Origin of the sequence: Methylocystis sp. L43 (assembly GCF_015709525.1) — a bacterium.
Taxonomy (GTDB): domain Bacteria; phylum Pseudomonadota; class Alphaproteobacteria; order Rhizobiales; family Beijerinckiaceae; genus Methylocystis.
This window is the reverse complement of record NZ_JADNRA010000027.1, coordinates 64,120-74,669: the sequence shown is the minus strand read 5'-3', so window position 1 is coordinate 74,669 and position 10,550 is coordinate 64,120. Positions and strand designations below refer to the sequence as shown.

At 61.2% G+C, this 10,550-nt stretch carries 13 protein-coding genes; 8 read left to right on the top strand and 5 right to left on the bottom strand.

Annotation, left to right across the window (positions count from 1 at the left end; genetic code table 11):
• From IYX23_RS08975 to IYX23_RS08940, 8 genes are all read left to right on the top strand, one after another.
• Nucleotides 1-270: quinol:electron acceptor oxidoreductase subunit ActD (locus IYX23_RS08975; protein WP_196398843.1), on the top strand; the 270-nt coding region annotated here is incomplete at its 5' end.
• Entirely contained in the window at nucleotides 267-752 is a 486-nt protein-coding gene (locus IYX23_RS08970; protein ID WP_196393131.1) for a cytochrome c, read from the top strand. The genes IYX23_RS08975 and IYX23_RS08970, both read left to right, overlap by 4 nt.
• On the top strand, nucleotides 749-1,783 hold the full coding sequence (locus IYX23_RS08965; protein ID WP_196393130.1) for a hypothetical protein: 1,035 nt from the start codon (nucleotides 749-751) through the stop codon (nucleotides 1,781-1,783). The genes IYX23_RS08970 and IYX23_RS08965 overlap by 4 nt, the downstream gene beginning before the upstream one ends.
• Nucleotides 1,784-2,188: 405 nt before the next feature.
• Complete coding sequence (locus tag IYX23_RS08960) at nucleotides 2,189-2,971, top strand: SCO family protein (protein WP_196393129.1); 783 nt, start codon at nucleotides 2,189-2,191, stop codon at nucleotides 2,969-2,971.
• A complete protein-coding gene (coxB, locus tag IYX23_RS08955) occupies nucleotides 2,968-3,930 on the top strand; it encodes a cytochrome c oxidase subunit II (RefSeq protein ID WP_196393128.1) in 963 nt (320 codons plus the stop codon). The genes IYX23_RS08960 and coxB overlap by 4 nt, the downstream gene beginning before the upstream one ends.
• Nucleotides 3,927-5,540 carry a cbb3-type cytochrome c oxidase subunit I gene (locus IYX23_RS08950; protein ID WP_196393127.1) on the top strand — a complete coding sequence of 538 codons (1,614 nt, stop codon included), beginning with the start codon at nucleotides 3,927-3,929 and terminating at the stop codon, nucleotides 5,538-5,540. Before coxB ends, IYX23_RS08950 begins: the two co-directional genes overlap by 4 nt.
• On the top strand, nucleotides 5,533-6,174 hold the full coding sequence (locus tag IYX23_RS08945) for a cytochrome c oxidase subunit 3 (protein WP_196393126.1): 642 nt from the start codon (nucleotides 5,533-5,535) through the stop codon (nucleotides 6,172-6,174). The genes IYX23_RS08950 and IYX23_RS08945 overlap by 8 nt, the downstream gene beginning before the upstream one ends.
• On the top strand, nucleotides 6,171-6,464 hold the full coding sequence (locus IYX23_RS08940; RefSeq protein ID WP_196393125.1) for a hypothetical protein: 294 nt from the start codon (nucleotides 6,171-6,173) through the stop codon (nucleotides 6,462-6,464). The genes IYX23_RS08945 and IYX23_RS08940 overlap by 4 nt, the downstream gene beginning before the upstream one ends.
• A 6-nt stretch (nucleotides 6,465-6,470) precedes the next feature.
• Here IYX23_RS08940 and hemA read toward each other — a convergent pair whose 3' ends face one another.
• From hemA to puhC, 5 genes are all read right to left on the bottom strand, one after another.
• Nucleotides 6,471-7,772 (bottom strand): 5-aminolevulinate synthase, encoded by a 1,302-nt coding sequence (hemA, locus tag IYX23_RS08935; RefSeq protein WP_196393268.1) that lies wholly within the window; start codon nucleotides 7,770-7,772, stop codon nucleotides 6,471-6,473.
• A gap of 63 nt (nucleotides 7,773-7,835) precedes the next feature.
• Nucleotides 7,836-8,675, bottom strand: a complete 840-nt coding sequence (puhE, locus tag IYX23_RS08930) for a putative photosynthetic complex assembly protein PuhE (RefSeq protein WP_196393124.1) — start codon at nucleotides 8,673-8,675, stop codon at nucleotides 7,836-7,838.
• A gap of 10 nt (nucleotides 8,676-8,685) precedes the next feature.
• Nucleotides 8,686-9,747: a magnesium-protoporphyrin IX monomethyl ester (oxidative) cyclase gene (gene acsF, locus IYX23_RS08925; protein WP_196393123.1), complete on the bottom strand. Its 1,062-nt coding sequence runs from the start codon at nucleotides 9,745-9,747 to the stop codon at nucleotides 8,686-8,688.
• Complete coding sequence (locus tag IYX23_RS08920; protein ID WP_196393122.1) at nucleotides 9,744-10,049, bottom strand: hypothetical protein; 306 nt, start codon at nucleotides 10,047-10,049, stop codon at nucleotides 9,744-9,746. The genes acsF and IYX23_RS08920 overlap by 4 nt, the downstream gene beginning before the upstream one ends.
• Nucleotides 10,046-10,531 carry a photosynthetic complex assembly protein PuhC gene (puhC, locus tag IYX23_RS08915; protein ID WP_196393121.1) on the bottom strand — a complete coding sequence of 162 codons (486 nt, stop codon included), beginning with the start codon at nucleotides 10,529-10,531 and terminating at the stop codon, nucleotides 10,046-10,048. Before puhC ends, IYX23_RS08920 begins: the two co-directional genes overlap by 4 nt.
• Nucleotides 10,532-10,550 lie beyond the last annotated feature (19 nt).

Sequence of the window (10,550 nt, the reverse complement as noted above, 5' to 3'; positions counted from 1 at the left end):
GGGCGCCCGCCGTTTTCATGGCCTTCGTTCATCCCCATCGCGTTCGAGGTGGGCATCTTGTCCGCCGTGCTCACCACGATCATTGGGGCCGGCGCCCTCTGCGGCTTCACCCGCTATTACGATCCCGTCGATAAAACCAGGGCCATCCGCGACGCGATGATCGATCGATGGGTGATCGTCGTGCGCGCGGCAAATTCGAACGCTTTGGCGCGCTCGCGTGACATCATGCAAGATTGCGACGCGCGCATGATCGAAGAGGCCGAGCTGTGAGGCGGGCAATCGCCATCAGCGCCCTCTGCCTGCTGGGCGCCTGCGGCGACATGAGCAATCAGCCCAAGCAGCGAAGCTATTCGCCGCTTGTCGGACCAGCACAGACGCCGGCCGACGCCGTCGCCTTTCTCTTTCGTGAACCGAGCGCGCCGCCACTGACGCTGGCGCTCATTGAGCGGGGGCAGCAGCGCTATCGAATTTTTTGCACGCCCTGTCACTCCGAGCTTGGCAACGGCCAGGGCATGATTGTCCAGCGCGGCTTTCCGGCGCCACCCTCCTATGACAGCGAACGACTGCGCCAAGCGCCGACGCGCCATTTCGTCGATGTGATCGCTCAAGGCCACGGCGCCATGTATTCCTATGCGGCGCGCGTGCCGCCCGCCGATCGGTGGGCGATCGCCGCCTATATTCGCGCCCTGCAAAAAAGCCAGAATGCGTCGGCGACGGATCTTGCAGCCGCAAAGGCGGAGACCGGGCAATGACCCACATCATCCTGATCCTAGCGTGCGCCGGATATGCTGGAGCCTTTCTCGGCTGGGCGTTGGCTCCTGGGCTTTTTGGATTTGCTTGGCTGACGGCGCTCAGCGTGTGGATCGCCTGGCCGCTCGGCGCCATGGCGCTGACGCTGATTCACGCGCTGACAGGCGGGCGCTGGGGAAACGCCATCCACGACGTCCTCGCCGCCGGCGTGCGCAGCGTGTTTCTCGCCCCGCTCTTGGTGATTCCTTATGCGCTGACGGCTAACCGAGTTTATCTGTGGCTTCGAAGCGGCGCGGCGCAGTTCGACAACGCGCTCTATCTGAACGGGCCCGCTTTTGTACTTCGCGGCGTGATTTATCTGCTGATCTGGCTCATTCTCGCCGTGCTCGTCATGCGCGCCAATGACGACTCCGACGAGCTTGCGCGGCTTGCGCCGGCGGGCCTCATACTTCTCGCGCTGACGTCGACCTTCGCGGTCATTGACGCCGTCATGTCGCTTGATCCGACTTTCGCGTCGAGTCTGTTCGGTCTCGGCTTCATCGCCGAGATTGGGGCGCTCGCTCTCTCCGCCGCGACGCTCGCGCTCCTGTCTTCATCCTCGCCAGACCCCGAGGCCTTGCGCCAGCTTGCGCGCCTGCTTCTCGCCTTCGTCATTCTGTGGAGCTATCTGGCGCTCATGCAGCTCATCATCGTCTGGCAGTCCGATCTGCCGCATGAGGTCGCTTGGTATCTCCCGCGCTGGCGTCAGGGCTGGGGCGTCATCGCCTGGCTGATCGTCCTTACGCATTTCGTTGCGCCTTTCTTCACGCTGCTTTCGGCGAGAGCGCAACATTCGCCAAAGGCCGTGGCATTCGCGGCAGCGTCGACCGTCTTCGGCGGCATTCTTCATCAGTTCTGGCTGGTCGCGCCGGCGGCCGGCGCTAATTCAGGAGAGATCGCACTGCTTACGCTTTCAGCCTTACTGGCCATGGCCTGCACGTCCGTGCTGGCCTCCAGGCTGACAAAACGCGTTTGGACTCGGATCGAGGCGTGAGCGCAATGGACGAGAAAGACCTTGCGCCAGCTGCGCACGAAGGAAGCGACATCAGCGGCGGCTTTGTCGCCGTCGGCTTCGCTTCGACCGTTCTCGGCATCGTCTTCTTGGCCCTTCTCGCATGGGCGCTCTATCCCGACGCCATGATCGACAGGACCATGCATTTACCGCTGCCGTTATTCCCCGAACCGCGACTTCAGATTGATCCGGCGGAGGATTGGACGGACTTTCACCGGCGCGAGTTGACGCGCTTGAACAGCGCCGGCTGGATCGATCAAGCCAAAGGCGCGGCGCATATTCCAATCGCTGCCGCGATGCGAAAAATCGCACAAGAGGGCATCGCCGATTGGCCGACCCCTGCGGTCGCCTCGCCACTCACTTCTCCGCCACCAAAGGAGAATGCGAATGAACCCGCTTCTGATGCTCGGGGCGTTGCTGCTTCTCAACAGCCTCCCGGCCTATGCGCAACGGACGCCCGACATAACGGGCGTTGCCTACAAGCAGAAACTCGGCGCACGCCTGCCGTCAGAAAGCGCGTTTACCGACGCGGACGGACACGACATTCGCATTGGTGATGTGTTCAATGGCGCGCCGGTCATTCTCGTACTCGGCTATTTCCATTGCGACAAGCTCTGCGGGGTGACGCGCCTTGCGCTGTTGCGCGCGGCGCAGAAAGCGGGCTTGTCGGCGGGCTCTGACTATGTCTTCGTCGCGATCAGCATCGATCCGCTCGAAAAGGCCGACGCCGCACGACAGGCGCGCGAGATCGATTTCGCCGCGGCGGCGCCAATCGGCGCGACTGAGGGATTCCGCTATCTCACCGGAACGCCCGAGTCCATTCGCGCCGTAGCCGAGGCTGTCGGATATAGTTATCACAACGGCGCGCGATCGCAGACCTTCATTCATCCGATTGGCGCCGTTGTCGTCACAACGCGCGGCTTCGTCTCAAGTTACCTCTCGGGCATCGGCTCCTCTCACGACGAGATCCGCGGCGCGCTCGAAGCCGCCGCGACGCAGAGTGCTGCGCCGCGCGCATCGCCGACGCTTCTGCTCTGCTTGGATTTCGATTCGACGACCGGCCGATACACTTTCGCCGTCATGAAATTCCTGCGGATCGGCGCGGTCGGGATGGCGCTTGCGCTAGCGGGAATGATCTATCGCGAGTTCCGCAAAGGCGCGCGCGCATGAATGGCTACTGGCCAAGCGCCACGACCGAAGGACGTGAAGTCGACGTTCTGCTCCTTGCGCTTTTGCTGGTGTCATGCGCCGTTCTCGCTCTCGTCTTCGGGCTCATCCTTCTCTACATGATTCGATATCGCGCCGGCAGCGGCGTCTCTCGCGGCGAGCGGTCGCACAAGACCTGGCGTTTCGAGATCAGCTGGACAGCAGCGACTCTGGCGATCTTTTTCGGCTTGTTCATCTGGGGCGGCGATCTTTACGTACGCCTGTTTCAGCCGCCCGCCGACGCCTTGCAGATCTACGTCGTCGGGAAGCAATGGATGTGGAAGGTCGAGCATCAGGGCGGCCAGCGAGAGATCAACGCTCTACACATTCCCATCAACCGGCCGATTCAGCTCGTAATGACGTCGGAAGACGTCATTCATGATTTTGCCGTGCCGGCGTTTCGCATCAAGCATGACGTTTTGCCAGGCCGCTACCAAACCCTCTGGTTTCAGGTCGACAGGATCGGCGTCTTCCAACTTTTCTGCACTCAGCTTTGCGGCGTCGGCCATTACACGATGACGGGCGAGGTCGTCGCCATGTCGCAGCCTGACTTTGAAAATTGGCTGGCAAGCGGCGCGGCGCCTGAAGGCCACGAAGACATGGCGGCCGCCGGCAAAGACCTCTTCACGGCGCATGGATGCAGCGGCTGTCATGGCGAAGGCGGCGTCGGCGGATCGCCAGAGACGACCGGCATCGCTGCGCCGGCCTTGAGCGGCCTGTATGGCCGCTCAGTCAAATTGCAAACCGGCGCGACCGTAACGGCGGACGATAAATTCATCCGCGACTGCATCCTTACGCCCGACAAGACGCCGGTCGCCGGCTATCCGCTGATCATGCCGTCCTTCGCAGGCCAGATCAGCGAAGAAAAAGTGCTGCGGCTCATCGCTTATATCAAATCGCTCAAATCGGGGAGCCGGACATGACGCATTCGGCGGCGCACGTTTCCTATCTTGAAGATGGCCATACGCTGCGCAGCTGGCTGCTTACGACCGATCATAAGCGCATTGCGATTCTCTATCTCGTCGCCATCACCTTCTTCTTCTTCGCGGGCGGCGTCGCCGCCTTTCTCATGCGCTACAATTTGATTTCTTCGCATGGACTGCTCGGGTCCGCGGAGACCTATAATCGTCTCTTCTCCATGCACGGCATATTAATGGTCTGGGTCTTTCTCGTCCCGGCCGTGCCGGTGACGCTGGGCAATTTTCTGACGCCGCTGATGCTGGGCGCCCGAGACCTCGCCTTTCCGCCGCTCAATCTGTTGAGTTGGTATCTTTTTATAGTCGCGGGCTTCGTCGCGCTCTACGCCGTCGTGGCCGGCGGCGTCGACACCGGCTGGACCTTTTATACGCCCTTGACGTCTCTCTACTCGAAGGGACACGTCGTGGCCGCGTTCATCGCCATCTTTATCGCCGGGTTTTCGTCGATCGCGACGGGGCTCAATTTCATCGTGACGATACACAAGCTCCGCGCTCCCGGCATGGGCTGGTATAAAATGCCGGTCTTCTTATGGTCGCTCTACGCGACGAGCGTCATCCTCGTTCTCGCGACTCCAGTGCTCGCGATGACTCTGCTGCTGGTTGCGTTTGAACGCATTTTTGGGATCGGCGTCTTCGATCCGGCGATCGGCGGCGATCCGCTGCTCTTTCAGCATCTCTTCTGGTTCTATTCGCATCCCGCCGTTTACGTGATGATTCTGCCGGGCTTCGGCGTCATCAGCGAGATCGTCCCGGCGTTTTCCCGCAAAGAGCTGTTCGGCTATAAATTCATCGTCTGGGCGAGCATCGCGATCGCCGTTATCGGCTTTCTCGTCTGGGGCCATCACATGTTCGTCGCGGGAACCTCGCTCTTTTCGGCGATCGTCTTTTCGCTGCTCAGCTATATGGTTGCGGTGCCGTCAGCCATAAAGGTCTTCAACTGGATCGGCACAATGCACAAAGGCTATATCCATTTCGACTCGCCGATGCTTTACGCAATCGGTTTCATTGGCCTGTTCACGACTGGCGGACTGACCGGTCTCTTCGTCGCGGCGCTCGCCGCCGACGTCCATCTCACGCAGACCTATTTTGTCGTCGCGCATTTCCATTATGTGATGGTCGGCGGCATGGTTTCGGCCTATTTCGCCGGTCTTCATTTCTGGTGGCCGAAAATCACCGGGCGTCTCTATCCGGAGATGTGGGGCCGCGCCGGCGCGATCACCATATTCGTGGGTTTTAACCTGACCTTCTTTCCGCAATTCGTCCTGGGCTATCTTGGCATGCCGAGGCGCTATTTCGCCTACCCCCAACAGTTCGAAGCGCTGAATCTGCTCTCTTCCGCCGGCGCAGTGGTGCTCGCCATCGGCTATCTTCTTCCGCTGGGCTATCTCACCTGGTCGCTGCTTTATGGCGACCGCGCGTCGGCGAATCCGTGGGGCGCGACGGGACTCGAATGGTCGACGCCATCTCCTCCGCCGACGGAAAATTTCGCCGTGACGCCAATCGTCACGCAAGCGCCCTATCAATATGAGCAACCCGAGGCCGTGATCCATGAGTGACGCCGCCGCTCACGAGTTTCAGTTCTCCAGCGCCGCGCATCAGCGCGAAACGGCGATCTCGGGGATTTGGCTTTTTCTCGCGACAGAGGCGCTGTTCTTCGGCCCGATCTTCCTTGCGTGGATCTATGCCCGTCTTGCCGATCCAAGCGCCTTCGACGCCGGCGGTCGACAGACCGAGCTGGCGATCGGCGTGACGAATACGGCGCTGCTGATCGCGAGCAGTTTCGCCTACGGCGTCGGCCTCGCCTGCATCGAATTCGGCAGCCGTCGCGGAATGGTTCTCTGGCTGCTGATCGCTTGGGCGCTCGGCGCCGCTTTCATCGGCCTGAAATTCGGGGTGGAATGGCGAATGGATCTTGAGAAAGGTCTGTTCCCAGGCGCGACTTTCTCAGTCCACGGACCGTCGCGAAGCGGCGCCCAGCTTTTCTTCGCCTTCTACTTCTTCAGCACGGCGCTTCACGGCCTTCATCTTCTCGTCGGACTGGCGCTTCTCGCCTGGATAATCGCGAAAGCGCGACAGTTCACGTCCGAACGTCACAGTCCTGTCCGCGCCGTGGGACTGTATTGGAGCTTTATCGATATTATTTGGCTTATCCTGTTTCCGCTCATCTATCTCATCGGACGGGCCTCATGACGACGATCGTCCTTCGGCTCGTCGCGATCGCGTCGCTCATGTTTGCGCTTCTCGCCGCAGAGCTGGCGGCGACCTTTGCTTTTCCGGGCTGGGGACGCGGCGGCGTCGCGATCATTGCGGCGGCGATGGTTGGCGTAGCGGCGTTCGGATTCATGGACCTGCGTCAAGAAGGCGTTGTCGTCTGGCTGTTCGCCGCCGCAGCGCTTCTGTGGCTCATCATTCTTCTAGGCCTTGGCGCCCTCGATCCGATGACACGCACGCTCTATCCGACAGTCATCGCCGTCCCATAGAGCCTTCTACTCGGCCGCGCGCTTCATCTCCGGATAGGTGCAGTGCGCGTCGGGCGCAGCTTGGCGCGCGCGCAACGGGATGACCTTCGCCTCGACGAAGGGCAAGCCCAGCGACGACCAGACGTCGACCAGCGCCTCCACGAGTTCGGCGACATGCGCCTCATCGTGGCGCGGCGTCGGCGTAATCCGCAGGCGCTCCGTGCCCAGCGCAACGGTGGGATAATTGATCGGCTGAATGTAGATCGAATGGCGTCGCAGCAGCAGATCGCTCGCCTCCTTGCAGCGCGCCGCGTCGCCGACCATCACCGGCACGATGTGCGATCTGTTGTCCATGACCGGCAGGCCGGCGGCGCGCAAGGCGTGTTTCGTCAACATCGCCATATGCTGATGACGCGCGCGTTCTTCTCCCGAATGTTTGAGATGGCGCACGGCGGCGCGAGCGCAGGCCGCAACCATCGGCGGCAGCGCGGTGGTGAAAATGAATTGCGGCGCGTAACTGCGCACTGCATCGACGATCGCCGGACTCGCGGCGATATAGCCGCCGAGCGCGCCAAAGCCCTTGGCGAGCGTGCCCTCGATCATGTCGATGCGGTCTTCGACGCCTTCCCGTTGACAGATGCCGCCGCCGCGCGCGCCATACATGCCGACCGCGTGCACTTCATCGACATAGGTGAGCGCATTGTACTTTTCAGCAAGCGCGACGATCTCCGCGACCGGCGCAATGTCGCCGTCCATCGAATACAGGCTTTCGAAGACGATCAGCTTGGCCCGCTCCTTGCCGGCCGCCTTAAGCAATTCCTCGAGATGGTCGACGTCATTATGACGCCAGATCTGTTTTTCGCATCCCGACCGGCGAACGCCTTCGATCATCGAATTGTGATTGAGCGCGTCGGAAAGAATCAGACAATCTGGGAGCAGCGACGCGACCGTCGAAATGCCGGCGAGATTGGAGATCCAGCCCGATGTGAAGACGAGCGCCGCGGGTTTACCGTGCAGATCGGAGAGTTCCGCCTCGAGCTCGACGATCGGATTGTGGGTGCCGGATATGTTACGCGTGCCCCCCGCCCCGGCGCCGTGGCGGTCCAGAGCGTCTCGCGCCGCATCGACCACAGCGCGGTGGCCGCCCATCCCGAGGTAATCGTTTGAGCACCAGATCGTGACTTCGCGAGGCGCATGCTCTTCGCCCTCGGGACGCCACAGCGCCGTAGGAAAGCGAACGGCGTCGCGTTCGAGATTGGCGAAAACCCGGTAGCGCTTCTCCATCTTCAACCGCGCGATCGCCGACTGAAAATGCTGGTCGTAAGTCAAAGCCATCGGATTCATGTGACTCTCCATCGGCGTAACTTCCCTAGACGCGCCATTCTGCGGGCGCTAAACCTCACTGACGCGCGAGCGGCGCAGAGGCGCCTCGATCGCGACGATACGAAGCGAGTCGTATTCATTCGCTTCGTCGGGACAACTTTCTTTGACGCCCCACGACCAGAGCGCGTTGGCGCGTAGCGGCGCAACGAGAAACCAATGCTCTGCGACGGCGAGCGCCATAAGCGTCGCAAGAATTGTAAAGCCGACAAGCTCGAACGCCGTCGTCGCGACGAGCGCCTTTTGCGCGATCAGCACGGTGACGATGGTCGAGGCGCTAACCGAGAGCGGGAAAAACAGGTTCATCGGCCTGCGCGTCATGAAGGTCGCCAGATAGCGCAAATGTTCCGGCAGCAGCTCTTCGCTTAGGTTCGGAGCGCCGAAATAGAGATTGAGCTTGGCGCTCGTATGCATCCACCAAAGAATGAGAAAGGTCCATGCGCCAATCTGATTGGGCTGATTGCGAGTCAGCGCGACGAGCGCGACTGCGCACAGGATGATCGCGATTTCGTGATAGAGGCTCGTGCGCACCGCCTCGACGAAGCGGGGCCAGCCGCGCAACTGCGGCGGACAGGCCGTTTTTCGCGGACCCGTGATGAAGCCCATGTAGTAACTCACGAGCTGCCAGGCCCACGCCGTCAGTCCGCAAACGAACGCGTAGTAGGCGGACGAGGCCGTCGTTTCGCTGCGCGTCGCGACGATGCCCCACAGCGCCAGCGCGAACAGCGCGGTCGCGCCCGCCATGCTCCACACGAATGTGCGGCGAGAAAGGCCGTCGAGATAGAGCAGCACGCCGGTGCTCCCCCACCAGAGCAGGAGCGTTGCGACGATCGGCGGTACATAGTCGGACATACGGCGCTCCTCACCACACCGGCGCAAGACGAATTTGAGCCGGCAGCGCGTTGGATTTCGCTGGGACAAAATAGAGTCGCGCGAAGGTCGCGGCCGCCACTGCGGTCAGCGCCGCCTGCTTGGCTCGGGCGACGACGCCCTTCTGCTTCTTTGCCGCGGCGATCGCGCGTTCGATCGCCACAAGACGGTCGAGGCCGGGTTTGAACAGCGGATGATCAAGATCGAGCGTGATCGGAAAGACCTGGCGCGAAATTTCGGTCGTCAGGCGCAACACCTTGAAGTCGTAGTCGTCGGGATGCATGCCGATCGCCGCGTGGAACGCGGGGCGGCAATGATCGCGCACATACATGGTCGCGAAAACGGCAAGCAGGAAAAATTTGATCCAGTAAACATTGAGGCCCGAGACGAGCTTCGGATTGGCGCGCATCAGCAATGCGAAGGCCTCGCCGTGACGGAACTCGTCGTTGCACCACTTCTCGAACCATTTGAAGATCGGATGGAAGCGGCGCTCGGGATGGCGCTCAAGCTGGCGGAAGATGGTGATATAGCGGGCGTAGCCGATTTTCTCGGACAGGTAGGTCGCGTAAAAGATAAATTTCGGCTTGAAAAACGTGTATTTCTTCGTCTTCGTCAAGAAACTCAGATCGATGCCGATACCGAAATCCTTCAGCGTATCGTTGATAAATCCAGCGTGGCGCGCCTCGTCGCGGCTCATGAAGCCGAAGAGATCCTTCATATCCTGGTTGTGGGCGCGCTTTTTCATCTCGGCATAGAGCACGCAGCCTGAAAACTCCGCGGTGATCGAGCTGATGAGAAAGTCGCGGAACTCCTTGTCGAGTTCTTCGGAATAGACGAAGGCGGCGTCGAACTCCTCGGTGCGCTGGAAATGCTTATTGTTGGGGTCGGAGCGCATCTCCTCCATCAGCGCATCCCACTCCTTGCGCACGGGAGAGACGTCCGTCTTGTCAAGCTCCGCGAAATCCGTGGTGTAGAAGCGCGGGCTCAGAAGGGTGTTTTCCTGGGCGACGCGGGTCGCTTCGATCGAGACGTTGTGGCGCAACGGGGCGTTCATAGCGCTCTCCTGTTCGTGAAGCTGACGTCGTAAAGTTCGGTGAGCTCGAAATTGCCAAGAAAGCGTGCCCACAGCCGTTCGATGAGGCCGGCGCGAATGATCGTCGCGCGGCGCTCGACCGTGACCCGATGTCCGAAGGGCGCTTCAACTGGCGCATTTTGTACAAACACGCGATCGCCCGGCCTTATGTCGAAATCGCCTTCGATCTCGACATGAGCAAAGAGGCTTTCGGCCGTATGGCCGATTTCGACCCTACAGGGCGCGTCGAACGTCTGGCGGGTGATGGGGAGCAACCAGTTCATGGCTCGCGCCTCCTTTCGGTAAAAAGCTGCGCGAAGGCGCGCGCATTGTCCGGTCCGAAGGCGTCAAGATTGACGCGTCGCCCGGTCGCCGAGTCTTCGAGCGAAACTGTGCCGTCGCTCCAGCGCGTCAAAGCAAAGGGCGTCGATGCGTCGAGGCCCGAACGGCGCCGCTCACGCGCGAGCCCCCGCAACGTCGATCGAATGAAGCCGTAGGCGCCCGGCTGCACGACATAAAAGAGCGCGCCGTCGCGAGCGTCGCGCACGGCGACTGAGCCATCATTGCGATCCTCGAAGAGCAATGCGAGACTTTCAACCGCATTCCTCAGCGGCATATGCACCGCGCCGACGCCAGTGAGTCTGGTCAAACCCGTCGCAAGCAGAGCAAAGACGATGAGAACGCCGGCGCCGCGTAGGATCGGGCGCGGCAGGCCGTCATGCGCGCTTAAAGGCGTTTGAGTCTTGCCGATTGACGCCTGGCTCATGATCGAAGCCCTCCTTCCC